The 25,889-nt window shown below is 29.0% G+C and carries 30 protein-coding genes; 29 read left to right on the top strand and 1 reads right to left on the bottom strand.

Features of this window, described 5'->3' with window-relative positions; translation table 11 throughout:
• The first annotated feature begins 29 nt into the window (after positions 1–29).
• Genes obgE through fmt form a run of 3 tightly spaced genes read left to right on the top strand, consistent with a single transcriptional unit; the run spans position 30 to position 2,860 of the window.
• A complete protein-coding gene (gene obgE / locus CRV01_RS07400; protein WP_129007576.1) occupies positions 30–1,121 on the top strand; it encodes a GTPase ObgE in 1,092 nt (363 codons plus the stop codon).
• Positions 1,121–1,891 carry a glutamate 5-kinase gene (gene proB / locus CRV01_RS07395; protein WP_129007575.1) on the top strand — a complete coding sequence of 257 codons (771 nt, stop codon included), beginning with the start codon at positions 1,121–1,123 and terminating at the stop codon, positions 1,889–1,891. Before obgE ends, proB begins: the two co-directional genes overlap by 1 nt.
• A 48-nt stretch (positions 1,892–1,939) precedes the next feature.
• Complete coding sequence (gene fmt, locus CRV01_RS07390) at positions 1,940–2,860, top strand: methionyl-tRNA formyltransferase (protein ID WP_129007574.1); 921 nt, start codon at positions 1,940–1,942, stop codon at positions 2,858–2,860.
• Between the two features lie 8 nt (positions 2,861–2,868).
• Here the strand turns inward: fmt and CRV01_RS07385 are convergent, their stop codons facing one another.
• The gene (locus tag CRV01_RS07385; RefSeq protein WP_129007573.1) at positions 2,869–3,762 is read right to left on the bottom strand and encodes an AEC family transporter; all 894 of its coding nucleotides are present in this window, start codon (positions 3,760–3,762) and stop codon (positions 2,869–2,871) included.
• A gap of 66 nt (positions 3,763–3,828) precedes the next feature.
• Here CRV01_RS07385 and CRV01_RS07380 point away from each other — a divergent pair, with 66 nt between their 5' ends.
• From CRV01_RS07380 to CRV01_RS07255, 26 genes are all read left to right on the top strand, one after another.
• Positions 3,829–4,464: a biotin--[acetyl-CoA-carboxylase] ligase gene (locus CRV01_RS07380; protein WP_129007572.1), complete on the top strand. Its 636-nt coding sequence runs from the start codon at positions 3,829–3,831 to the stop codon at positions 4,462–4,464.
• Positions 4,461–5,237, top strand: a complete 777-nt coding sequence (locus CRV01_RS07375; protein WP_129007571.1) for a ParA family protein — start codon at positions 4,461–4,463, stop codon at positions 5,235–5,237. Before CRV01_RS07380 ends, CRV01_RS07375 begins: the two co-directional genes overlap by 4 nt.
• Positions 5,238–5,266: 29 nt before the next feature.
• Positions 5,267–6,127 (top strand): ParB/RepB/Spo0J family partition protein, encoded by an 861-nt coding sequence (locus CRV01_RS07370; protein WP_129007570.1) that lies wholly within the window; start codon positions 5,267–5,269, stop codon positions 6,125–6,127.
• A 104-nt stretch (positions 6,128–6,231) separates the two neighbouring features.
• Positions 6,232–6,654, top strand: coding sequence for a F0F1 ATP synthase subunit B' (locus CRV01_RS07365; protein ID WP_129007569.1), 423 nt, complete (start codon positions 6,232–6,234; stop codon positions 6,652–6,654).
• 14 nt (positions 6,655–6,668) lie between these two features.
• The gene (locus tag CRV01_RS07360; protein WP_129007568.1) at positions 6,669–7,187 is read left to right on the top strand and encodes a F0F1 ATP synthase subunit B; all 519 of its coding nucleotides are present in this window, start codon (positions 6,669–6,671) and stop codon (positions 7,185–7,187) included.
• A complete protein-coding gene (locus tag CRV01_RS07355) occupies positions 7,187–7,717 on the top strand; it encodes a F0F1 ATP synthase subunit delta (RefSeq protein ID WP_129007567.1) in 531 nt (176 codons plus the stop codon). Before CRV01_RS07360 ends, CRV01_RS07355 begins: the two co-directional genes overlap by 1 nt.
• Positions 7,718–7,738: 21 nt before the next feature.
• Positions 7,739–9,256, top strand: a complete 1,518-nt coding sequence (gene atpA, locus CRV01_RS07350) for a F0F1 ATP synthase subunit alpha (protein ID WP_129007566.1) — start codon at positions 7,739–7,741, stop codon at positions 9,254–9,256.
• 10 nt (positions 9,257–9,266) lie between these two features.
• Positions 9,267–10,154 (top strand): ATP synthase F1 subunit gamma, encoded by an 888-nt coding sequence (gene atpG / locus CRV01_RS07345; RefSeq protein WP_129007565.1) that lies wholly within the window; start codon positions 9,267–9,269, stop codon positions 10,152–10,154.
• An 18-nt stretch (positions 10,155–10,172) separates the two neighbouring features.
• On the top strand, positions 10,173–11,567 hold the full coding sequence (atpD, locus tag CRV01_RS07340; protein WP_129007564.1) for a F0F1 ATP synthase subunit beta: 1,395 nt from the start codon (positions 10,173–10,175) through the stop codon (positions 11,565–11,567).
• 16 nt (positions 11,568–11,583) lie between these two features.
• Positions 11,584–11,961 (top strand): ATP synthase F1 subunit epsilon, encoded by a 378-nt coding sequence (atpC, locus tag CRV01_RS07335; protein WP_129007563.1) that lies wholly within the window; start codon positions 11,584–11,586, stop codon positions 11,959–11,961.
• 10 nt (positions 11,962–11,971) lie between these two features.
• Entirely contained in the window at positions 11,972–12,532 is a 561-nt protein-coding gene (locus CRV01_RS07330; protein ID WP_129007562.1) for a MotA/TolQ/ExbB proton channel family protein, read from the top strand.
• A 2-nt stretch (positions 12,533–12,534) separates the two neighbouring features.
• Complete coding sequence (locus CRV01_RS07325) at positions 12,535–12,924, top strand: biopolymer transporter ExbD (RefSeq protein WP_129007561.1); 390 nt, start codon at positions 12,535–12,537, stop codon at positions 12,922–12,924.
• Between the two features lie 2 nt (positions 12,925–12,926).
• Positions 12,927–13,655, top strand: coding sequence for a TonB C-terminal domain-containing protein (locus CRV01_RS07320; RefSeq protein WP_129007560.1), 729 nt, complete (start codon positions 12,927–12,929; stop codon positions 13,653–13,655).
• Position 13,656: 1 nt separating this feature from the next.
• The gene (tolB, locus tag CRV01_RS07315) at positions 13,657–14,925 is read left to right on the top strand and encodes a Tol-Pal system protein TolB (RefSeq protein ID WP_129007559.1); all 1,269 of its coding nucleotides are present in this window, start codon (positions 13,657–13,659) and stop codon (positions 14,923–14,925) included.
• Positions 14,926–14,996: 71 nt separating this feature from the next.
• Positions 14,997–15,950 (top strand): DUF523 and DUF1722 domain-containing protein, encoded by a 954-nt coding sequence (locus CRV01_RS07310; RefSeq protein WP_129007558.1) that lies wholly within the window; start codon positions 14,997–14,999, stop codon positions 15,948–15,950.
• The gene (locus tag CRV01_RS07305; protein ID WP_129007557.1) at positions 15,947–17,290 is read left to right on the top strand and encodes a deoxyribodipyrimidine photo-lyase; all 1,344 of its coding nucleotides are present in this window, start codon (positions 15,947–15,949) and stop codon (positions 17,288–17,290) included. Before CRV01_RS07310 ends, CRV01_RS07305 begins: the two co-directional genes overlap by 4 nt.
• Complete coding sequence (locus CRV01_RS07300) at positions 17,277–18,692, top strand: NAD(P)/FAD-dependent oxidoreductase (protein ID WP_129007556.1); 1,416 nt, start codon at positions 17,277–17,279, stop codon at positions 18,690–18,692. The genes CRV01_RS07305 and CRV01_RS07300 overlap by 14 nt, the downstream gene beginning before the upstream one ends.
• Positions 18,685–19,674 (top strand): sensor histidine kinase, encoded by a 990-nt coding sequence (locus tag CRV01_RS07295; protein ID WP_129007555.1) that lies wholly within the window; start codon positions 18,685–18,687, stop codon positions 19,672–19,674. Before CRV01_RS07300 ends, CRV01_RS07295 begins: the two co-directional genes overlap by 8 nt.
• Before the next feature lie 4 nt (positions 19,675–19,678).
• Positions 19,679–20,389 carry a LytTR family DNA-binding domain-containing protein gene (locus CRV01_RS07290; protein WP_129007554.1) on the top strand — a complete coding sequence of 237 codons (711 nt, stop codon included), beginning with the start codon at positions 19,679–19,681 and terminating at the stop codon, positions 20,387–20,389.
• Between the two features lie 15 nt (positions 20,390–20,404).
• Positions 20,405–21,265, top strand: a complete 861-nt coding sequence (locus CRV01_RS07285; protein WP_129007553.1) for a TIGR01777 family oxidoreductase — start codon at positions 20,405–20,407, stop codon at positions 21,263–21,265.
• Positions 21,262–21,705: an SRPBCC family protein gene (locus CRV01_RS07280; protein ID WP_129007552.1), complete on the top strand. Its 444-nt coding sequence runs from the start codon at positions 21,262–21,264 to the stop codon at positions 21,703–21,705. Before CRV01_RS07285 ends, CRV01_RS07280 begins: the two co-directional genes overlap by 4 nt.
• A 116-nt stretch (positions 21,706–21,821) precedes the next feature.
• Positions 21,822–22,364: an OmpA family protein gene (locus CRV01_RS07275; RefSeq protein WP_129007551.1), complete on the top strand. Its 543-nt coding sequence runs from the start codon at positions 21,822–21,824 to the stop codon at positions 22,362–22,364.
• A 4-nt stretch (positions 22,365–22,368) separates the two neighbouring features.
• A complete protein-coding gene (locus CRV01_RS07270) occupies positions 22,369–23,358 on the top strand; it encodes a tol-pal system YbgF family protein (protein WP_129007550.1) in 990 nt (329 codons plus the stop codon).
• 20 nt (positions 23,359–23,378) lie between these two features.
• The gene (locus CRV01_RS07265) at positions 23,379–23,951 is read left to right on the top strand and encodes a peptidylprolyl isomerase (protein ID WP_129007549.1); all 573 of its coding nucleotides are present in this window, start codon (positions 23,379–23,381) and stop codon (positions 23,949–23,951) included.
• 112 nt (positions 23,952–24,063) lie between these two features.
• Positions 24,064–24,996 (top strand): ACP S-malonyltransferase, encoded by a 933-nt coding sequence (gene fabD, locus CRV01_RS07260; RefSeq protein ID WP_129007548.1) that lies wholly within the window; start codon positions 24,064–24,066, stop codon positions 24,994–24,996.
• Positions 24,989–25,684, top strand: a complete 696-nt coding sequence (locus tag CRV01_RS07255; RefSeq protein WP_129007547.1) for a 5'-methylthioadenosine/adenosylhomocysteine nucleosidase — start codon at positions 24,989–24,991, stop codon at positions 25,682–25,684. The genes fabD and CRV01_RS07255 overlap by 8 nt, the downstream gene beginning before the upstream one ends.
• Positions 25,685–25,889: the final 205 nt, after the last annotated feature.

Raw genomic sequence — 25,889 nt, 5'->3', positions numbered from 1 at the left:
TTTAGTAAACATTTAAAAAAGGATTTAATGTGTTTGTAGATAGTGTAAAATTCACTGTAACCTCAGGAAAGGGTGGACAAGGTTGTTCTTCTTTTAGAAGAGAGAAGTTTGTTATCAAAGGTGGACCTGACGGTGGAGACGGTGGAAAAGGTGGAGATGTAGTATTTCTTGTTGATAGTAATACTGACACTTTATCTTGGTATAAAGGAAGAAAAATTTTAAAAGCCGAAAATGGTAAGCAAGGTGAAGGTGGTAGAAGAACTGGAAAATCTGCACAACCAATGGTTTTAGTTGTTCCTCCAGGAACACAAGTAATTGATAATGAAACAGATGAAGTATTATTAGACCTTTTAGAAGAAGGTCAAAGAGAAGTTTTCTTAGAAGGTGGAAAAGGTGGCTTAGGTAATACTCACTTTAAAAACTCAAGAAATCAAAGACCTACATATTCTCAGCCAGGATTACCAGGTGAAAGTAAAGAGATTAGACTTGAGTTAAAACTTATTGCAGATGTAGGGTTAGTTGGTTATCCAAATGTTGGAAAATCTACACTTATTTCTACTACATCAAATGCAGCTCCTGAGATTGCAAATTATGAGTTTACAACTTTAACTCCAAAACTAGGAGTTGTTGAAGTTGGAGAATATAATTCATTTGTAATGGCAGATATCCCAGGAATTATTGATGGTGCAAGTGATGGAAGAGGTTTAGGATTAGAGTTCTTAAGACATATTGAAAGAACAAAAACTTTATTATTTACTATTGATATTGCTAATTATAGAACAGCAATAGAACAGTATGAAGTTTTAAAAGAAGAAGTTAAAAAGTTCTCTGAAGAACTTAGTGGTAGAAATTTTGCTATTGCCTTAACTAAAACAGATGCTTATTATGGAGAAGATTTAGAAGCTGATATTAAAGATTTTATTGAAGAAATAGGATTAGAAGTATCAAAAGAGAATTCATATGGTTTTGATAAATCCTTACCATATTATGTACAAGATTTAACTTATTCAAAATTTGATGAGAATAAGCCATTTTTCGTGTTACCAATCTCTTCGGTGACACATTTAAATACAGAGTCAATTAGATTTGCTCTATATGAATTACTAGGACAAAATAAATAATGAAAAGAGTTGTTATTAAAGTAGGAAGTGCTGTTTTAAGAGAAGGCAGTGTTTTAGCAATTGAAAGATTAAACAATTTAGTTGATTTAATAGCAAAACTAAAAAATGAAAAAAAATTAGAAGTAATTTTAGTATCTTCTGGTGCAGTAGCAGCAGGAAATACTGCTTTAGATTTAGACCGTACACAAATTTTAAATAGACAAGCATTGGCAGCTATTGGACAACCTTTATTAATGAAACATTATAAAAAAAGGTTTAGAGAACATGGTCTTAAGTGTGCTCAAATGCTTTTAGTTGAAGAAGATTTTGATTCAAGAAAAAGATCAGCAAATGCAAAAGGGGTTATGGAAATACTTTTAAGTAATGATATTATCCCTATTTTAAATGAAAATGATGTAATTGCAAATAAAGAGCTTTTATTTGGTGACAATGACCAATTAGCAGCACATGCTGCACATTTCTTTGATGCTGATATTTTAGCAATACTTTCTGATGTAGATGGTTTATATGATTCAAACCCTCATGAGAATCCAGATGCAAAAATGAGAAAAATTGTAAACTTTATTGAAGATGATGAACTTGAGATGAAACATACTCCAAACTCAGAATTTGCAACAGGTGGTATAGTTACTAAACTAAAAGCTGCACACTTTTTATTAAAAAGAAACAAAATGATGTATTTATCATCAGGTTTTGATTTAACAAATGCTTATGATTTTTTAGTTGATGAAAATCATAAAAGTGGAACTTTATTTAAAAAACAAATCTAATTTTTAATAAATATCTTCTCTTTTAGAAGATTATAAAAGGATAGTAATATGTCTAAACGAATTGTGCTTATGGGAACACCAGACTATGCAACAAAGATATTTGAAAGACTAATTAATAGTTCTTATAATGTTGTTGCTCTTTATACTCAACCAGACAAACCTGTAGGAAGAAAGCAAGTTTTAACTGCTCCTCATATTAAACAGTTTTGTTTAGATAACTCTTTAGATATTCCAGTTTTTCAACCTTTAAAATTAAGAGCAAATAAAGAAGTTGAAGAAGAGATTAAAGCTTTAGCTCCTGATTTTATAATTGTTGCTGCATATGGACAAATATTACCAAAAGAGATTTTAGATATTGCTCCTTGTATCAACCTTCATGCCTCACTTTTACCAAAATATAGAGGGGCAAGTCCTATTCAAGAATCATTACTAAACGATGATGAATATACAGGTGTAACTTCTATGCTTATGGAAGAAGGACTTGATAGTGGTGATATTTTAGGTTTAGAGTATTTAAAAATCACTCCTACTATGGATGTTGTTGAGGCTTTTTCAAAACTATCTGATATTGCTGCAAGTTTAACTATTACAACTTTAGATAATTATGAAAAGATAAATCCAAAAAAACAAAATCAAGCGCAAGTGAGTTTTTGTAAAAAGATTAAAAAAGAACATGGCTTAGTAAATCTTTTAGATGCAAAAAAACTATATTTAAAATATAAAGCATACTCTTTTTGGCCAGGTATTTTTTTAGAAAGTGGCTTAAAACTAAAAGATGTAAAACTTGTAGAAGAAGAATCTTTTAATGAAGAAGGTAAAATCCTTGAAATAAATAAAGATTCAGTTGTAATAGCTTGTAAAAAGGGTTCTATAGAAGTTCAAACTTTACAAGCACCTTCAAAAAAAGCTGTTAGTGCAGTAGATTTTCTAAAAGGAAAAAGAATATCTGTTGGTGATATTTTACAGTAAGTTTACTATTATCCAAGATAGTAGTAAAAACCTGTAACACTTAATAATGATAATAATACCCCAATAACTAAAGCATTAATTGCTAATCTCTCATCAAGTCCACCTTTTATAGCTAAAACAACCGCCATAGTCATAGGAGGCATAGCAGCTTCTAAAATAGTTGTTTTACTCCATGTATCATCTAAAGTATAAAAAATAGAAAAAGCAAATAATACAATTACAGGAACAACAAACATCTTAATAATAATTGCTGATGTCACTACATTTAGTTTGTAGAAGATATTTTTTAGCTCTAATTTCATACCAATAGCAATCATTGCAATTGGAACAAGTGTAGCTCCAATAGTTTCCATAGTATTCATTATAAATTGGGGCATTTCAAAGTTTTTTGCAAATACTGTTAAAAAGAACATTATAATTGGTGGGAAAAAGATAACACTTTTAACTATTCCTTTAAAGTTAACATGTTGACCACTTCCCCAGTTGATAATAATCATTCCTAAGCTAACAAGTAGAAGAAATGAACCAAATAAATCATAAATAAGTGCATACACTACATAATCTTGACCATAAAATGTATTAATATATGAAAGTCCTATAAATGATGTGTTTCCAAAAGTTGCAATAATCATAAATGTAGCAAGTACTTTTTTATCAAGTTTGAGTAGTTTCCCTACAAAATAAGCTAAAATCAAGTTTCCTAAAATAATAGTATTGAACATAAATATTAGCTCTAATGTCTCATATGTTAAATCTAAAGGGTAAATTTTAGCAAATACAATAGCAGGAAGGGAGAAGTAGATGATAAACTCTACTAGTTCTTTTGAATTATCTTTAAAAAAGATTTTAAATAAATAACCAAAACCTAAATATAAGGCTATAGGTAAAACAGGATCAAGCATAGTGTTCTTCTTTTTTAAGTGATTATATTTAATAATGTCTTGAAAAATAATTATGTATAATCATTTATGAAAATAATAAATTTAAAAGAAGTCGATTCAACTCATATTTACTTAAAAGAACTTATTAAAAAAGAAGGTTTCACTTCTGCTTTATGTGTTAGTGCAGATCATCAAAGTAATGGAATTGGTAGTAGAGGAAACTCTTGGGAAGGTAAAGAAGGTAATCTTTTTTTCTCTTTTGTAGTTTCTAAAAATGATTTACCAAAAGATTTACAACTACAAAGTGCCTCTATATATTTTTCTTATATATTAAAACAAATTTTGCAAAGTCAAGGTTCAAAACTATGGTTAAAGTGGCCAAATGATTTTTATATTGATAATAAAAAAATTGGTGGAACTATTACAACAGCAACAAAAGATTTAGTTTATTGTGGCATAGGAGTGAATTTACAAAATGTAAATAACGAATTTGGAAGACTAGATATAGAAATTGACAAAAATCACATATTAAAATTATATTTCAAAACTTTGGAAAAAAAATCATCTTGGAAGGAAATCTTTAACTATTTTCAGATAGAATTCCATAAGAGTAGAAAATATAAAGCTACAATTGAAAATAAAAAAATTTCATTGGAAAATGCCATTTTAAATAGTGATGGCTCTATACAAATTGACGATAAAAAGGTTTTTAGTTTAAGATGACTGAAGTTATTGCAATTGCAAATCAAAAAGGTGGGGTAGGAAAGACTACTACTGCTGTAAACCTAAGTGCTGCACTAGCACTAGAAGGTAAAAAAGTTTTATTAATTGATGCAGATCCACAAGCTAATGCAACTACATCATTAGGTTTTCAAAGAGATACATATGAGTATAATATTTACCATGTGATGCTTGGAACAAAAGAGTTAACAGAGATAATCCTTGACTCGGAAATTGAAAACTTAAAAGTAGCACCATCAAATATTGGCTTGGTAGGAATTGAAAAAGAGTTCTATAAAAATATGAAAGATAGAGAGTTAGTTTTAAAAAGAAAAATTGACCCTGTAAAAAAAGATTATGATTATATAATTATTGATTCTCCTCCTGCATTAGGACCAATCACAATTAATACATTAAGTGCTGCTAATTCTGTTTTAATACCAATTCAGTGTGAATTTTTTGCACTAGAAGGTTTAGCACAATTATTAAACACTATAAAGTTAGTTAAGCAAACTATTAATAGACAATTACAAATTAGAGGTTTCCTTCCTACAATGTATAGTGCTCAAAATAACCTGTCTAAGCAGGTTTTTGCTGATTTGGCGCAGCATTTTGAAAGTAAACTATTCAAAATAGATGAGAGTTCTTATGTTGTGATTCCTAGAAATATCAAGCTTGCAGAAAGCCCAAGTTTTGGTAAGCCAATCATGCTTTATGATGCAATGGCACCAGGAACAAAAGCATACACAAATCTAGCACGTGCAATTGCTGGATAATTTATTTAATTTAATATTAGGATTTTAATATGGCATTAGGTAGAGGACTTGGAGAATTATTAGGTGAAGTAGAAACAGCTTACGGAAACTCAAATAGTGAATCTAAATATGGAAGAATTATTGAGTTAGAAGTTGATCAAATTAAACCAAACCCAAATCAACCTAGAAAGATATTTGATCAAGAAAAATTAAAAGAGTTATCTGACTCAATTGTTGAACATGGTCTTATTCAACCAATTACTGTTATTGAAGAAGAAAATGGTTATATATTAGTTGCAGGTGAAAGAAGATTAAGAGCTCATAAACTTGCAAACTTGGATACTATTAAAGCTACAGTTGTAAATATTGATGATTTTAAATTAAGAGAATTAGCTTTAATTGAGAATATTCAAAGAGATGATTTAAATATTATTGAATTAGCTTTCTCTTATGCACAACTAATCAATGAACATAATATTACCCATGATGAATTATCGAAAAAAGTATTTAAGAGTAGAACATCTATTACTAATACATTAAGACTGTTACAATTATGCTCATATGTACAACAACTTTTAGCTAACGATAAGATTACAGCAGGTCATGCAAAAGTAATGCTTGGACTTGATGATGATACACAAATTAAAGTTGCAGATTCAGTTATTGGACAAAAACTTTCTGTAAGAGAAACAGAAATTTTAATTAGAGATTTAAAAGCTGGCGATAAGAAAAATATAAAAAAGAACAAAAAAACTCCCAAAAATTATGACTTTAAACCACTTGATAATGTTATTGAACAACTACAAAAAAGTGACCTAAAAGTTAAAGCTGAAAAAAATTATTTTAAGATTGAAATTAAATCTCAAGAAGATATTGAGAAGATTTCTAATTACTTTCGTAACACTTTTTAAAATTCTTTCATAGATTTATTCCTTTTAATATAAATTTATACTTGGTTTAGATAAAATATAACCAGTTTTAGTCAAACTAAACTGTAAAAAATATGGAGGAATGAATGTTAGACATAAGTCCTGTATTATTGCTTAGCACAGCAATAATCTTTCTTTTTGTTGTTGCAAGACTTAACAGTTGTCTATTTGTACCCCTATTAAAGCATATGGATGATAGAGATAAATCTATTAAAAGAGATTTAGAAAATGCTCAATCAAACTCTGCTGATGTAGATGGTATGTTAGAAGAAGCAAGCCATGTGATTGCCGAAGCTAAAAAAGAAGCAGCTGCTATTAGAGACCAAGCATACAATGAAGCTAAAGAAATAGCTGATGCTAAACTTGCAAGTGCTAAAGAGGAATTAGAAGCTAAGTCAGTTAAGTTCGCTAAAGAACTTGAAGATGAAACAAAAGCTTTAAAAGATTCATTAGTTGCTGCAATGCCTCAATTTAATGAGAGCTTAAAAGCTAAGATTAGCTCGATTTAATTAGGAGGTTAGGGTTGAAAAAATTATTACTACTTGGATTAGCTTTAACTCCTATGGCGTTATTAGCTTCAGCTGAAGGTGCGGAAACAAATTACGATATTGTACAAAGAACCGTTAACTTTATTATTTTTGCTGGTATCTTATGGTACTTATTAGCAGATAGATTAAAAGCTTTTTTTGCTGGTAGAACTGCTTCTATTCAAGCAGAGCTTGATAAAGTACAAGATACTTTAAAAGCTTCTCAAGATAAAGTAGAAGATGCTGCTAACAAGTTAGAAGAAGCAAGAAGATTAGCAAATGAAATTGTTGAAACTGCAAAAGCTGATGTAGATTCTGTTAAGAAAAGAGTTTCAGAAGCTGTAGATGCAGAAATTGCAAATCTTGATAAAAGTTTCGATGAAAAAGCTAAAATTGAAATGTCAAAAGCTAAGAAACAAATTGTTTCTGAAGTTTTAGAAGAGTTATTAAGCTCTGACAATGTTTCATTAACTCAAGAAGAGTTAGCTAACATCGTACTTAAGAAGGTTGCATAATGAATGATTTAATAGCAAAAAGATATGTAAAAGCATTACTAGATGGTAGAGATGTAGAGTCTGCAACTGCTATTTATAATGATTTAAAAACTATTTCTTCAGCTTATGAAGATGAAAAGTTTATTTCTATTGTTACTTCTTCTGAAGTAAAATCAGAAGATAAGATTAATTTAGTTTTATCATTTGTTGATAATGCAAGTGTTGAATTAACTAATCTTGTTAAATTATTAGGAACAAAGAAAAGACTTGAAATTATTCCTGCTATTACAAGTGAGTTAGAATCACAAGTAGCAAAAATGAATAATTCATACACAGGTATAGTATATTGTAATAAAGAATTATCATCTGATTATATCTCTACTATTGAGAAAAAATTCAGTGAAAAATTTAATGTACAATTATCACTATCACAAAATGTTTGTGATTACGATGGTATCAAAGTTGATATTGATAGTCTAGGTGTTGAGATTTCATTCTCAAAAGATAGACTTAAGTCACAAATGATTGAACATATTTTAAAAGCAGTTTAGAACTTATAAAGGAGATATTGAATGGGTGCAAAAATTCAAGCAGATGAAATCAGTTCTATCATTAAAGAAAGAATTGATAACTTTGAATTAAATGTAGACGTTAACGAAACTGGGAAAATCATCTCATTTGCAGATGGTATTGCTCAAGTTTATGGTCTTAAAAATGTAATGGCTGGGGAGCTTGTTGAATTCGAAAATGGAGAAAGAGGATTAGCATCTAACTTAGAAGAAGCTTCTGTTGGTGTTGTTGTTCTTGGTTCAGGTGAAGGATTAAGAGAAGGTTCTTCTTGTAAGAGACTTGGAAAATTATTAGAAACACCAGTTGGTGAAGGTATGGTTGGAAGAGTTGTTAATGCACTTGGTGAGCCAATTGATGGTAAAGGTACTATTGACGCAGCTGAGTCAAGATTCGTTGAGGAAAAAGCTCCTGGAATCATGGCTAGAAAATCTGTTCATGAGCCATTACAAACTGGTATTAAAGCAATTGATGCACTAGTTCCAATCGGAAGAGGGCAAAGAGAGCTTATTATTGGTGATAGACAAACTGGTAAAACAACTGTTGCAATTGATACAATTCTTAACCAAAAAGGTGAAGATGTAATTTGTATTTATGTTGCAATTGGTCAAAAATCATCTTCTGTTGCTTCTGTTGTTAGAACTTTAGAAGAGGGTGGAGCAATGGATTATACTGTTGTAGTTAATGCAGGTGCTTCTGAGTCTTCAGCACTTCAATTCTTAGCACCATATACAGGTGTTACTATTGGTGAGTACTTCAGAGATAATGGTAAACATGCTTTAATTATCTATGATGATTTATCAAAACACGCAGTTGCATATAGAGAGATGTCTTTATTATTAAGAAGACCTCCAGGTAGAGAGGCGTTCCCAGGGGATGTATTCTATCTACACTCAAGATTATTAGAAAGAGCTGCAAAAATGTCTGATGAAAATGGTGCTGGGTCTATGACTGCATTACCAATTATTGAGACGCAAGCAGGTGACGTTGCTGCATATATTCCAACAAACGTTATTTCTATTACAGATGGTCAAATCTTCTTAGAAACTAACTTGTTTAACTCTGGTATTAGACCTGCTATTAACGTTGGTTTATCAGTATCAAGAGTTGGTGGAGCTGCACAAATTAAAGCTACTAAACAAGTTGCTGGTACACTAAAATTATCTCTTGCACAATATAGAGAGCTAGAAGCATTCGCACAATTCGCATCAGATCTTGATGAGTCTACAAGAAGAGAGCTTGAGCTTGGTCAAAGAATGGTTGAAGTACTTAAACAAGGTGTTAATAAACCATTAGTTATTGAAAAACAAATCGTTATTATCTATGCTGGTACAAAAGGTTACTTAAATGATGTTGCTGTATCTGATGTAGTTAAATACGAAGAAGAGTTACACTCATTCATTGAACAAAAATATGCAAATATTTTAGATGATATTAAATCTAAGAAAAAATTAGATGATGAGACTGAGTCAGCATTAAAAGCTGCATTAGAAGAGTTTAAAACTGTTTTTAATGCTAAATAAGGATTAGTCTATGGCTAACTTAAAAGAAATTAAATTAAAAATTGGAAGTGTTAAAAACACTCAGAAGACTACAAAAGCTATGAAGCTTGTATCTTCTGCAAAACTTACTAGAACAAGACAACTGTCTGAGCAATCTAGAAGTTATGCTAAGAAGATTAATGAAGTTCTTTCTGAGATCGCAAACAGAGTTAGCAAAGTTCAAGATGGTGGTAATCACAATAAAGCGTTTATCCCTAACGAGAACCCAAAAACAGTTGATATTGTTTTTGTAACTGCTGACAAAGGTCTTTGTGGTGGTTTTAACATGGCAACGATTAAGAAAGTTAATGCATTAGCCGCTGATTATAAATCAAAAGGTGTAAATGTAAGATATAGAGCTGCTGGAAGAAAGGGAGTTGATTTCTTCTCTTTCCAAGGTATTGAATTATCTCAGAAGGTAACAGATTTATCTTCTGCACCAGATTATGATAGAGCTGCAGATTTTATTAAAGATGTAGTAGAAGATTTCCAAAAAGGTGAAACTGATAAAGTAATTTTAGTTTACAATGGATTTTTAAATATGCTTACTCAAGAAATTAGAGTAAGAGAACTACTTCCAATTAGCCTAGACGATGTTGAAACTACAGAAAATGAAACATCTATGCTAGAAATTGAACCAGATGATGATGAAGAAGTGTTAGAAGAATTAACGAATAAATATATTGATTTCAATATGTACTATTCTTTAATCGACTCTTTAGCAGCAGAACATTCTGCAAGAATGCAAGCTATGGAAGCTGCAACTAATAATGCTAAAGATAGAGTTAACTCGTTAACAGTTGAATATAATAAAGCTAGACAAGCTGCAATTACAACAGAGCTGATAGAGATTATCAGTGGTGTTGAATCATTAAAATAATTTAAAGGAGCTGCCCGTATGAAAGGTAATATTATTCAGGTAATGGGTCCTGTTGTAGACGTAGAGTTCGACGGATATTTACCAGAAATTAACGAAGCTATTGAAGTTACATTAGCTGACGTTAATCAAGACAGATTAGTTCTAGAAGTTGCTGCACACATTGGTGATAGCAGAGTTAGAACTATTGCTATGGATATGACAGAAGGTTTAAAAAGAGGTCAAGAATGTACTGCTACTGGTGGACCAATTAAGGTTCCAGTTGGTGAAGCTGTTCTTGGTAGAATTTTCAATGTAATTGGTGATCCAGTTGATGAAGGTGAAGCAATTTCTGAAGATACTGAAAGATGGTCAATCCATAGAGCTGCTCCAACTTTTGAAGAGCAGTCTACAAAGACTGAAATGTTTGAAACAGGTATCAAAGTTGTTGACTTACTTGCACCATACTCAAAAGGTGGTAAAGTAGGACTATTCGGTGGTGCTGGTGTTGGTAAAACAGTTATTATTATGGAACTTATCCATAACGTTGCATTTAAACACTCAGGTTACTCAGTATTCGCAGGTGTTGGTGAAAGAACAAGAGAAGGTAATGACCTTTACTACGAAATGAAAGACTCTAACGTACTTGACAAAGTTGCATTATGTTATGGTCAAATGAGTGAGCCTCCAGGTGCGAGAAATAGAATTGCTTTAACTGGTCTTACTATGGCTGAGTACTTCAGAGATGAAAAAGGTCTTGATGTATTAATGTTCGTTGATAATATCTTCAGATTTGCTCAAGCAGGTTCTGAAATGTCAGCATTATTAGGAAGAATTCCTTCAGCTGTTGGTTACCAACCAACATTAGCTAGAGAAATGGGTGCATTACAAGAGAGAATTACTTCAACTGCAAAAGGTTCTATTACTTCTGTTCAAGCTGTATATGTTCCTGCGGATGACTTAACTGACCCTGCTCCAGCATCAGTATTTGCTCACTTAGATGCAACTACAGTACTTAACAGAAAAATTGCAGAAAAAGGTATCTACCCAGCGGTTGATCCACTAGATTCAACTTCTAGAATTTTATCTGCAGATGTATTAGGTGAAGAGCACTATGCAGTAGCAAGAGGTGTTCAATCTGTATTACAAAAATATAAAGATTTACAAGATATCATTGCAATTCTTGGTATGGATGAGTTATCTGAAGAAGATAAACTTGTTGTTGCTAGAGCAAGAAAAATCGAAAGATTCTTATCTCAACCATTCTTCGTTGCAGAAGTATTTACAGGATCTCCAGGTAAGTATGTTGAATTATCAGATACTATTGCTGGATTTAAAGGTATCCTAGATGGTAAATATGACGACATTCCAGAAATGGCATTCTATATGGTTGGTGGAATCGACGAGGTATTAGCAAAAGCTGAGGATATGAAATAAAAAATAAGGCATGCTTATGGATACACTAAAATTATCAATAGTTGCACCAAATGGTCAGATCTTTAGTGATGAAGTAAAATCTGTAACTCTTCCGGGTAAAGAGGGAGAGTTCGGAGTTTTACCAGGACATGCTTCTTTAGTATCATCATTAACTGTTGGCGTAATTATAATAGAAAAAGCAGATTCAACTGAAGCAGTAGCAATTAACTGGGGTCATGTTAAAGTAAGTGAAAGTTCTGTTGACGTATTAGTTGACGGAGCTGTAGCACTTACTTCAGGTGCTGACTCTGAAATTGCGAAAAATATTGACGCTGCAAAAGATTTAGTTAACTCTGTTAAAGATGCAAACGTATCATTAGCAGCAGTTGAGGCTAAAATCAACTCATTCGCTTAAAAAGTAGATAATGATTGATTCAGCTTTAAATTATTTGAGTAATGGTAGTGCCATAACACTTTTAGTGTTGTGGTCACTTTCATTATATATGGTTATCGTTTTTTGGATATTCATCTACAGATTTCTATCATTGAAATCTTCAATTCTTACTGAAAAAAAATCACTAGAAGCATTAACATCACGAAGTTCAACTTTAAGTCCGATGTCTGCACTTAATAAATGTGCAAATGGAGTTACAAATAAAGATATTCTTCATGCATGTGAAATAAATATTATTAAAGATGCTAGTGTAGGAATATCATGGATGTCAATTATTGCATCAACTGCTCCTTTTATTGGGCTATTTGGAACAGTAGTAGGTATTCTTGAGTCATTTGCAAAGTTCTCAAGTCATTCAAAAGTAGGTTTTTCTGTAATTGCACCTGCAATTTCTGAAGCTTTAGTTGCAACGGCAGCTGGTATTTTTGTAGCAATTTTTGCATATACCTTTCATCAAATCTTAGTAAGAAAAGTTTATGAATTAAATACATATATTAAGGCACAAGCTAAAATATTAATTGCTAAAGGTTAATCATGTTTGATTATAACCAAAAACCTGATTTAAACATTACACCTTTAGTAGATATAATGCTAGTGCTTCTTGCAATCTTAATGGTTACTGCACCAGTAGTTGAGTTTGAAGAACCTATAAATCTTCCAAAAGGAAGTAAATCTCAACAAATACAAGCAGTAAAAAAAATTGATATACTTCTAACAAAAGATAAAGAAATTAAAATTAATAAAAAAAGTTTTGAATTTGATACTTTTGCAGATAATTTTGTTTTATTTGCTCAAAATAAAGATAGAAAAACACCAATACATATTCGTGCAGAGAAAACATTGATGTATGATGATGTTATTTATATTCTTAAAGCAGTAAAAGAAGCTGGTTTTACTAAAGTATCACTTATAACAGATGGATAATTATGCAAGATAAAAACTACTTTTATCTATCAGGTGTAATATCTGTTTCAATCTATATTATTGTTGGATTATTATTTTTATTCTATATAAATGCTCCAAAACCTAAAAAATTTGATATTAATACTAAAACTACTGTTTTAGAGCTAGAACTTATTTCAACAAAATCAACTGAAAAAAGAGTTGCAAAAAAAAGTAATACAAAAGAAGAGAAGATAGTTAAAAAATCTACATCTCGTTCTAATAAAGAAAAAGCAGATTTTAAATCACTATTTGCTAATGTTAAAACTAAGTCTAAAAATGTAGTAGAAAAAGAGACAACTACCCAAAAAGCATCTATTGATCCTAGTAGATTTAGATCAAAGTTTCAAAAAGAAAAAAGTACAGATAATCTAAAAGTTTCAAAACTTTTAAATGATGTAAAAACAACTACAAATAGACCTGTTGTTAATTCAGCAAGTAAGGGAGAAGAACATGAGTACTTCTCAAAAATAAAACAGATTTTATGGGAAAGATGGAATCCTAAGTTATTAGAAGATGGACTTATTGTAAAAGTTCTTGTAATGATTACAAATAGTGGAGATTTTGATTACAGAATTATAAAGTATTCAAATGATGTGCGATTTGATGAATCATTAAAAGAGTTTTTAGATTCTCAAACAAGGGAAACTTTTCCTACACATAATATTAACAGTAAAGTTGATATTATTATAAACTTTAAATCGGAAGGTTAATATGAAAAAAATATTATCAGTTTTATTTCTAATTACAACATTTGTTTTTGCAGCTGATGCAGAGTTAGATATTGTTAAAAAATCAGGATCAATTCCTAAAATTGAAGTTTCAGTTGCACCAAGTGCAATGAATATGCCACTTACTCAAAAAGTAGCTAAAATGATTGAGAAAGATTTATTAGTAAGTGGACATTTTGATGTTATAAAATCTTCACAAGTTGTTGATTATAACTCAAATCCTGATATGCTAGTTTTATCAAATAAAGGAACAGACCTATTTGTAAATGTAAGTTCAAATGTAAGTAGTTTTGGTGGCTATTCAGTGATGATTAAAATGTATGATATTAATGCTAAAAAGATGGTGTTTAATAGAACTTTTTCTACTTCAAAAGAGGATAGATACCCATTTTTAGCACATAGAATTGCAATAAGAATAAATAAACATTTAAATGCCCCACCAATTGATTGGATGGATAAGTTTGTTATTTTTTCTCAATATAAAAGTGCTAAAAAGGCAGATATTATAATTGCTGATTATACTCTTACTTTCCAAATGCCAGTTATAAAAGGTGGGCTAAATATTTTCCCTAAATGGGCAAATAAAAAACAAGACTCTTTTTATTATACAACATATGATAATGGACTTCCTACTTTAATTAAAACTAATATTTATACTAGACAAAGAGAAGTTATTATGAAAAGTGAAGGGATGATTGTTGCATCTGATGTAAGTGAAGATGAAAAAAAACTTTTAATTACTGCTGCACCTAATAATCAACCAGATATTTATTTATATAATGCAGTTAATAGAACAAAAAAAAGGTTAACAACTTATAAAGGTATTGATGTAGGGGCACACTTTGTAGATAATGAAAAAAGAATTGTATTTGTATCAGATAGATTAAAATATCCAAATATTTTTGCAAAAGATATTGGTGGTAGAGGTGTTGAAAGATTAGTTTATCATGGAAATAATAACTCTTCTGCAACTACATATAAAGATTATGTAGTTTATACAAGTAGAGATAGAAATAGTGAATTTGGTCACTTTACATTTAATCTTTATTTAATGTCAACAAAAAGTGATTTCCTTAAGAGACTTACTTCAAATGGAAGTAATCAATTCCCTAAATTTTCAAAAGATGGGGAATCAGTTATATTCTTAAAAACTATAAACAATAAAAGTTCAATAGGTATTATAAGACTTAATTATTCTAAAGCATTTACATTCCCATTAAAAAATGGAAAAATCCAATCTATAGATTGGTAACTTTATAAACTAACATTTTATATATACAAAGATATACTAGTTTCATTATAATTTCCTAAAAGGAGTTTAAAATGAAACTAGGAATATCATCTTGCTTACTTGGTACTACCTGCCGATACGATGGTGGTCATTCAAGAGACAAATTTATTGTTAATGAACTATCAAACTACTTTGATTTTGAGGCTTTTTGTCCTGAAAGATTAGTTTTCCCAACTCCAAGACCTGCAATAAGGTTAGTTAGAAGTAATGGTGAAGTAACTGTACGAACATCAAATGATGATGAAGATGTAACAAATACTATTACTGAAATATCTAAAGAGCTAGTAAAAAAGATTGAAGATAATCAATTATGTGGATTTATATTAAAATCTAAATCTCCAACATGTGGTATGGAAAGAGTTAAAATATATCCTGACAAAAAAAATGGTCAAAGCGAAAATGTAGGCGTTGGAGTTTTTGCAAAAGAGCTAAAAGAAAGATTCCCTTATTTGCCAATTGAAGAAGAAGGAAGACTAGGTGACCCATGGCTTAGAGAAAACTTTTTAATGCAAATATTTGCATATAGACATCTTTTTGAGTTTTTAAAATCAAAGCCATCTTTCAAAGATTTAGTTGATTTTCATACTTCATATAAATACCTAATATATTCAAAATCTCAAAGTTCATATAAAGAGCTTGGAAATATTGTTGCAAATCATGAAAAAAAAGATATAGAAGAGGTCTTATCTTTATATAAAGTTGCTTTTTTAGAAGCAATTTCAAAAAAAGGAAGTATCTCTAAAACTTACAATGTGCTTCTTCATATTTATGGGTATTTCAAGAAAGTCATATCAAAAGAGGAAAAGGATGATATTTTAGAGACTCTTGAGGACTTTAAAAAAGGAATAGTACCTTTAATTGCAGTTATAAAAATAATAAAGCTTTATACAAACAAATTTGATATTGAGTATCTTAAAACTCAAGTATTTATAAATCCATATCCAAAAGAATTAGCACTTCGTTCTAAAGTTGAGGCTTATAAATGAAACAAATACTTTGGTTTAGAAGAGATTTAAGAGTTTCAGATTCAGCATTATTAGCCTATGCAGAACACGAAGTTCTTCCTATTTTTATTTTTGATAAAAATATTTTGAGTTCTTTACCAAAAAATGATAAAAGAGTAACTTTTATTTATCATTCAGTATTAAGCCTAAAGAGAGAACTTCAATCTTTAGGTTTAGATTTGGCAATATTTTATAATGAACCATTAAATGTTTTTAAAACTTTATCAAAAGATTTTGATGAAGTTCTATGCTCTATAGACTTTGATGCTTATGCAATCAAAAGAGATATAGAAGTTGAAAAGCTTCTTCCTTTAAAAAGATTTAATGATTCATTTATTTTAAATCCAAATGATCATCTTAAAGCAGATGAAACTCCTTACAAAGTATTTACTCCTTTTTATAAATCATTGAACTTAATAACTCAATCTTCTTCTATAGAAGAGTATAAACGAAATAAAAAGCTCAAACTTGCAAACTTTGATTATAGGAAAGTCATATCTTTAGAAGAATTAGGTTTTGAAAAACAAGATTTGCCATCTTTTTTATATAAAAATGCAAGAGAGTTATTGAAAGATTTTTTATCAAAAATTGATAGCTATCAAGAAGATAGAGACTTTTTTTATAAAGATGCTACTTCAAAACTATCTGTTCATTTAAGATTTGGTCTTATTTCACCTAAAGAAGTATTTAATATTGTTAAAAAAACAAAAGTAAAAAATAGTGAATTTTTCATTAGAGAAATTTTCTGGAGAGAGTTTTATAATTATATATTATTTCATTTTCCAAGTTCTCAAGAGGAAAACTTCAATGGCATAAAAATATCTTGGAATCAAAACGAAGAAGATTTTAAAAAGTGGTGTGAAGGTAAAACAGGGGTTCCAATAATCGATGCTGCAATGATTCATTTAAATAGAACAGGTCTTATGCATAATAGATTAAGAATGATTGTTGCTTCATTTTTAACTAAAAATCTTTTTATAGATTGGAAAAAGGGTGAGAAATATTTTGCTTTAAAACTTTTAGATTATGAAGCTAGTTCAAATATTGGTTCATGGCAGTGGGCAGCTAGTACAGGGGCTGATGCATCTCCTTATTTTAGAGTATTTAATCCATATACTCAATCTTCAAAGTTTGATAAAGATGGTTTATTTATAAAATCAGTTATTAAAGAGTTAAAAGATGTAGATCCAAAACTTTTTCATATAGAAAATGCTCTTTCTTCTAATCTTTTTTATAATTATCCTAAAGCAATGGTTGATATATCATTATCAAGAAAAAGAGCAATAGAAAATTTTAAAAAGGCTAAAGATGAAAACTTATGATTTAGCCATTATTGGCTCAGGAATGGGAGGCAGTATGATTGCCTCAGTAAATAAAGAAAAAGATGTTATTGTTTTTGAAAAAGATATAAACCTTGGTGGTTGTGCAAGCACTTTTAAGCGATTTGGCAATTATTATAATACGGGTGCTACAACTTTAGTTGGATATGAAAAAAAACATCCTTTAAAAGCGATTTTTGATAAAGCTGATGTAAATTTAGATTTGAAAAAAAGTGATGTTGCAATAAGAGTTCTTCAAAATGGAAACATTATAGATAGAGTAAAAGATTTTGAAGAGTTTTTAGCTCAAATAGAAAAAGCTTATCCAAATAAAAATAATAGAATTTTTTGGCAAAAAATAAAAGAATTGGATGAAAAGTTTTGGAATTTAAAAAATGTACATTATTCAAAATATTCATTCTCTTCATATTTAAAAACAATAAAATCTGTAAATGAAATTTTTATTACTTTTAAATTTGATTTATTTCAAACTGCAAGAGGATTTATAAAAAAGACTTTAGGGAATATTTCTAAAGAGTATTTTGATTTTATTGATTCTCAACTTCTTATAACTTTACAAACTACGTCAAAGGATATATCTTTATTATCACTTGCTTTAGGTTTAGCTTATCCTTTCCATGATGTGTTTTATGTAAATAAAGGTATGGGTTCAATTTTTGATGAGTTGCTTAAAGAAATAGAAACGCATAAAAAAGAGGAAGTAAAATCAATCATAAAAGAGAATGATATCTATATTTTAAAAACAAGAAAAGGTGAATATAAAGCAAAAAATGTAGTTTTAAACTCAACAGTTTATGATAGTGCTAAACTATTTGTAGATGAAGATATAAAATCATATTATGAAAAATTTTCATATAATGATCAAAGTGCTTTTGTTATACATATGACCATAAATAAAAAAGAAGATTTATTACATCATTATCAAATAATTTTAGATAAGCAAATACCAAACTCTATTTCTAACTCTTTTTTTGTATCTCTTAGTTCAATTGATGATGAAAAAATGTCTAAAAATGGAATAAGTATAACTATTTCAACTCATACAAAAGCAAAATTTTGGAGTAATTTAAATAAAGATGAATATAAAAGACAAAAATTTATAACAGAAAACTTTATAATAAATAGTTTTTTAGAAAACTTTGATAATATAAGTAAAGAGGATATTCAAGTCTATTTTAGTGGAACTGCAAAAACATTTAATCGATTTATAAATAGAGACAATTGTGGAGGAAAAGCAATAACTTTAAAAAATTTATTTCAAATTCCAAGTTGTAAAACACCTTTTGAAGGTTTATATAATGTTGGCGATACTATATTTGCAGGTCAAGGTTGGCCAGGAGTCGCTTTAGGTGTACAAGTTTTGAAGGAAGAGTTAAATGGATAGTGTAAGATTAAAAATCTCAATGCTTGACTGGTTATATATTATATTAATTGGAGCATGTTTTGGCTTTTTAATATCTTTATTTATATATTTTATAAATGAGGATTTGCAAGATTTTTCAACTATTTTTTTCAGTATTTTAAGTGCTGTATCTATTTCTTTTTTTGCATTTATATTAATCACAGTTTCAAATGATTATATTTTACCTCGTGTTAATGAAAAGTTTTGGTATTTAATTAGTTTTATTTTTTCTTTTTTTGCGGGTTTTTTAGGTTTTTCATTTTCATATTATGTTTTTTCACTAAGTGATTACAATATTATAAATTTAATTAAGCCTTATTGGTTTAATATTAGTATTACTATAGGTTTTCTTACTTTTTTAGTTGGAATGATTCTTCATCAATTTATTTCAATGAAATATAGAAATGAGTCAATCACAAGTGAAGTTTTAGAAACAAAGATTAAAGCTTTAGAAGGGGAATTAAATCCACATTTTTTATTCAATGCTTTAAACTCTCTTTCTGAACTAATATATATAGATCAAAAAAAAGCAGAAAAAGCTACACTTGATATTTCAACTTTTTTAAGAAATGCTATAACAAAAGATAGTCTTATTCCTTTAGAGACAGAAATAAAAATGGTTGAAACATATTTGGATATAGAAAATATTAGATTTGATAATAATATAAGATTAACAAGTTCCTTTGATGAAGAATCAGGTTATATTCAAGTACCAAAGTTTTCTATACAGTTATTAGTAGAAAATGCAATTAAACATGGGTATATATCTGAAACTTTAAATATTGACATAAAAGCAGACAAAAATCATATTAAAGTTTCAAATGATGGAGTTCTTCCCAAAGAAGTTAAATTTGGTACAGGTCTTAATAATTTACAAAAAAGATTACAATTATTAAACATAGGAAAGTTAGAATATAAAATAGAAAAAGAAAAAATGAGTTTTATAATAAAAATTAAAAGGTAAAGTTTTGAAAACACTTATTGTAGATGATGAGAAATTAGCTCTTAGTAGATTAAAAAGAATTTTAAAAGAAGAGGGCATTAGTGATATTACAGAAGTATCAACACCTCTTGATGCAATAAAAGAAGCAACAAAAACAAAATTTGATCTTGCCTTTTTAGATATCTCAATGCCTACAATGAGTGGTCTTGATTTAGCTAATACTCTTTTAGAAATGAATCCTAATATATTTATTATTTTTCAAACAGCCCATGAAGAGTATGCTTTAGATGCTTTTAAAAGTGGAGGAATTGATTACTTACTAAAACCTATCTCTAATGACACAGTTAAAAAGTGTTTAGAAAAGATAGGTAAATATGTAGATACAAAAGTAGATGAAACAAAAAAGATAGTTGCAAAAAGAGGAAATAAAATATATTTAATTTCTTTAGATGATATATATTACATAAAAGCAGATCTTGATGAAGTTATCATAAAAATAAAAGAGACAGATGCCTATGTTAGAAAAAAAATTGGGGATATGGAAAAGATTCTTTTAGGTAGAAATTTTTTTAGAATACATAGGTCTTATATAGTTAATGTTGATAAAATAAAATCAATGCAAAGTATAGAACAATCAAAGCTTGAAATATCATTTATTGATATAGATGATTTAGTTACATCATCAAAAGATGGAGCAAAAGAATTCAGAGAATATTTAGATAATAAAACAATTTAGAAAAAAGGATTTTAAATGAAAACAATAGCAGTAAGTGGGGCAAGTGGATTTGTAGGAACAAACATTAAAAAGTTTTTTTCTAAAGAGAATTTTGAAGTTATATTTATAAAAAGAGAAAACTTATCAAATGAAGATGCTTTGATTTCAATAATGGAAAAAGCTGATGTTGTTATTAATTTAGCGGGAGCTAACATAATAAATAGATGGACAGAGTCTTATAAAAAGCTTCTTTATAGTAGTAGAATAGATACAACTAAAGCTATAGTAAATGCAATGAGTAAAGCTCAAAATAAACCTGAGTTATTAATTTCAACATCAGCAGTAGGAATATACAGTAATAAAGATTGCTATGATGAAGAACACTATGAGTATTCAGATGATTTTTTAGCTTATATATGCAAAGAGTGGGAGAAAGAAGCATTAAAAGCAAAAGAGTTAGATATTAGAACTGCAATCTTTAGATTTGGAATAATTTTAGGAAATGGTGGAGCTTTAGAAAAAATGTTACTTCCCTTTAAAATGGGAGTAGGTGGAACAATAGGTGATGGAAACCAGCACTTCTCTTTTATACATATAGATGATTTATTAAATGCATATAAGTTTTTAATTGAAAATATAGATTTAAATGGAGTATTTAATTTAACTTCTCCTATGCCAACAACAAATAAGGGACTAACAAAAGCTTTAGGAACTGCACTAAATAGACCAACATTTTTCCCAGTTCCAGAGTTTGTACTAAATTTAGTATTTAGTGAAGGAGCAAAAGTATTAACAGATGGTCAGTGTGTTGAACCTAAAAGATTATTAGATAGTGGTTTTAGTTTTAAACATACTACAATAGATGAAACAATTAATAGTATTGTGAATAATAAATGAAAAAATTTGAAAAAATTTCACTACTTAACTGTGAACTAGAAGAGTTATTTGATTTTCATTTGGATGTAGATAATTTAAAAGCAATTACTCCTGATAATATACAAATAATTTTTTTAGAAGAAAATTTTATTCCTAAAGAAAATGCTATATTGAAAATAAAAACAGTTAAGAATTTTATACCTATAAAATGGGAAGTTAAAATTGAAAAGCTTAAAAGACCAGAAGTATTAGTTGATTTAGCAATAAAATCCCCTTTTAAGTATTGGAAACATTACCATATCTTTACCAAAAGAGGGAATATGTGTGAGTTAAAAGATATTGTAGAGTATGAACTACCATTTGGTAAAATAGGGGAGTTATTTGACTTTTTTATTAAAAAAGAGTTAGATTCAATGTTTACTTTTAGACACAATATGACAAAGAAACTCCTAGAAAAATAATATCAAGATAAACAAAGTAAATGAATTTCTTGATAAGAAATAACACAAACTAAGTAATGTACCATTAAGTTTAGATTTAGTAAAATCAAATGAAATTTTCTAAAAGGGAACTGGTTATGAAAAAATTAAGCATCTATACTTTTCTAATTGCAGCAGTATTATTTACTGGATGTAGTCAAAAAGAAGTTGAGGTTTCAGGTGCAGATAACTCTGAATCTGCATTAAATAACATTGACAATTCAAATATTCAAAGTGAAGTTGTAAATGACTCTTTAGTTGAGAGTTCAGAAAATGGTTACTATTATATGATTAATGGTAAAAAAGAACTTATTCAAAATATCTATTTTGGTTTTGATAAGTATAACTTAACTGCAGAAATGAAAAGTGTTGCAAAAGAGAATGCATCAAAACTATCTGGTCTTCAAGCAGGAACTACTATTAAAGTAGAAGGTAACTGTGATGAGTGGGGAACTGATGAGTATAACTATGCATTAGGTTTAAAAAGAGCTAAAATTGTAAAAGATACATTAGTTATGGATGGTATCGCTGAAGATACAATTAAAGTTGTAAGTTTTGGTGAAAGTAATCCTGTTTGTACTGACAAAAACTCTACTTGTTGGCAAAAAAATAGAAGATCAGAGCATAAATTAGTAAAATAATTAAATGATCAAAAAACTACTATTAACTAGTATTTTTATTTCTAGTACCTTAACTGTAACAGCTGATGAAGTTTCAGTTTTTGGTGCTGGAAATTTAGACTCTAAAAATCCATATGGATTAAATTCTGCAGAAAAAAATATCTTAAAAAATAAAAAAACTTTAGGTAGCATTGATTCAAAAGTAAAAGATGTTAAATATACAGTTGGATCATTGAGTGAGAGAATTGATGGTTTAGAATCAATTTACGAAGGTGATTCTCAAAAACTTAATAAAACAGTAATTAAATTAAATGAAGTTATAAAAAAACTTGAAGAAAATTCAAGTATATCTGAAAAGAACACTTCAGATATTCAAGGTTTAAAGACAGTATCAACTCAAATTTTAACAATGCAAGAAGAAATTTCTTCTCAAAATAAAAAGAATATTAACAATTTAAAAACAGCAATTTCTAAATTAACAGATTCAGTAAATAAACTAAACAAAACTTATGTTTCAGAAAAAGAACTTAAGTCTAATATGAATCAGTTTGTTACTAGAGAAGAGTTTGAAGCCTTAAAAAAATCTTTAGGCGTAAAAACTAGTAATAAAACTACAACTAAAAAAAAGTCTAACAAGGTATTATCATACAAAGAAAAAGATGCTATGTTAGAAGAAGCAAAAGAGCTATTTAAAAAAGATTATTTTACAAAAGCTATTCCAATGTTTGAAGAGTTAGTAGAGTTAAACTTTAAACCTGCAGAAGGTAATTTTTATTTAGGTGAGATGTGGTATTATAGAAAAAAATATGAAGATGCAATTTCATATTTTAAAACATCTGCAATGTTATATGACAAAGCAGACTATATGCCAAAGCTTTTATTACATAGTGCTATTTCTTTTGAAAAAATAAAAGATTATAGTAATGCGGCAAATTTTTATAACTCTTTAATTGAGATTTATCCCGATTCAAAAGAAGCTAAAATTGCCACAAAAAATTTATCAAGTATAAAATAATTAATAATTTAGGAGAAAAAATGTCAAAAGTAATTGGAATTGAATATACTTTAAAAGATGCTAACTCAGGTGAGCAAATTGATTCAAATGTTGGTGGAGCACCATTAGAGTTCGTTTCAGGAAAAGGTCAAATTATTCCAGGTTTAGAAACTAAACTTGTAGAAATGTCAGAAGCAGAGCAAGCTGATGTTATGGTTGAGCCAAAAGAAGCATATGGTGAGTTTAATGAAGAAGCTGTACAAACTTTACCAAAAGAGCAATTTGCAGGTATTGAACTAACTGAAGGTATGTCTTTATATGGTACAGGTGAGCAAGGTGAAACTGTACAAGTAACAGTTAAATCTTTTACTGATACTGATGTAACTATTGATTATAATCACCCATTAGCTGGTAAAACATTAATGTTCTCAGTTACAGTATTATCTTTAAGAGATGCAACTGAAGAAGAAATCCAAACAGGTGTTGTTGGTGGAATGGCTGCTATGGGCGGTGGTTGTTGTGGTGGTGGAAGCCATGACCATGGTTCTGAAGGTGGTTGTTGTAGTTCTGAACCTAAAGAACAATCTCATGGTGGTTGTGGTTGTAGCCACTAATTTACTCAATATAAAAAATTTAAAAGGCTCAGGAGTTTCTTCTGAGCCTTTTTATTTTACTAACTAAAAAACTTAAGTATAATAACAACTAAATTAATTTAAAAGGTTTACAATGAAAAAAGTAGCTTTCATTTTTCCAGGTCAAGGAAGTCAATCTATTGGTATGGGGAAAGATTTTTTTGAAAATAGTGAATTAGCAAAAGAGATGATCTCAAAAGCTAGTCAAAGATTAAATATTGATTTTGAAAAATTACTTTTTGAAGAAAATGATAAAATTGGACAAACTGAATATACTCAACCAGCAATTTTACTTGTTAGTTCAATTGCTAATGCAATATTTAAAGAAAAATGTGATATTCAGCCAGAGTTTGTATTAGGTCACTCATTAGGTGAGTTTTCTGCCTTAGTAAGTGCAGGTGCAATTGATTATTTAGATGCAGTTGAACTTGTTCATAGAAGAGGTTTATTTATGACAGAAGCTTGTAGTGGACAAGATGCAGGAATGATGGCATTAGTAGGATTAGATGATTCAGTTGTTGAAAATATTTGTAAAGAACAACAAGAAGCAGGAAAAAAAGTTTGGCCAGCAAATTATAATATGGATGGTCAATTAGTTTTAGCAGGAATTAAAGCTGACTTAGAAAGCTTAGTTGATACATTTAAAGAAGCTGGAGCAAAAAGAGCTATTGTATTAGATATGTCAGTTGCTTCTCACTGTGAACTATTAAGAAGTTCAGTTGAGAATTTAAAACCATATTTAGAAGAGTATCTAAAAGATGAGTTTTCACCAGTTATATCAAATGTAACTACTGAAGCTTACTCAACTAAAGATGAAGCAGTTGAATTACTATCTTCTCAATTAACAAGCCCTGTAAAATATAAACAATCAATTGCATCAAATGCTAATAAAGTAGATTGTTTTATTGAGTTTGGAAATGGAATTGTATTAAAAGGTTTAAATAGAAAAATTTGTAAAGAAACTCCTACATTAAATGTAAGTGATTTTGCATCATTAGAGAAAGTATTAGGTGAATTAAATGACTAAGTTAGCAATTATGGGAGCAATGGAGGAAGAGATTGAACCTCTATTAGCTCATTTTGGTGAAGCAAAAGTTACTGAATATGCAGATAATAAATATTATGAAGTATCACATAATGGATTAGATATTGTTATTGCATACTCAAAGATTGGAAAAGTATTTGCTTCATTAACAGCAAGTACAATGATTCAAAAATTTGGATGTGATACATTATTATTCTCTGGAGTTGCAGGTGGAATTAACCCTGAACTTAAAATTGGAGATTTAATTATTGCTAATAAACTATGTCAACATGATTTAGATATCACGGCTTTTGGTCATCCTCATGGCTATGTTCCTGGTGGTAGTGTATTAGTTGATACAACTAAAAACTTAAGAGATGTTGCAATTGAAGTAGCAAGTGAAAACAATATTAAAGTTATTGAAGGAACTATTGCAACTGGTGATCAATTTGTTCATTCTCCAGAAAGAAAAGAGTTCATTCAAAAAACATTTAATGCAGATGCATTAGAAATGGAAGGTGCAAGTGTTGCAGTAGTATGTGATTCTTTAAATGTCCCTTTTTTTATATTAAGAGCAATTTCTGATACTGCTGATGGTGGTGCTGACATTGACTTTGATGAGTTCTTAAAATCTTCTGCAAAAAATTCAGCAGATTACTTAGTAAAAATAGTAGATAAACTAAAAAAATAATATAAAAATTATTAAAGACAATAAATATAATCTCTTATGATTATATTTATTGTAAACTACCACGATTTTCAAAATTTAAGCTCTAGTTAAGAAAAAACCCTTGACAAAGCAAGAAAAATCTATTATAATTCCCGTCCAATTTCAGAGGAACGACATCAAAAAGATTTGAGAGAGTTACGATGATATGGGAGATCTTTTACAATTT

Source organism: Arcobacter sp. CECT 8983 (assembly GCF_004118855.1).
Taxonomy (GTDB): Bacteria; Campylobacterota; Campylobacteria; order Campylobacterales; family Arcobacteraceae; genus Halarcobacter.
Note: the sequence above shows the minus strand (reverse complement) of the source record. Positions and strands in the feature narration are given on the sequence as shown.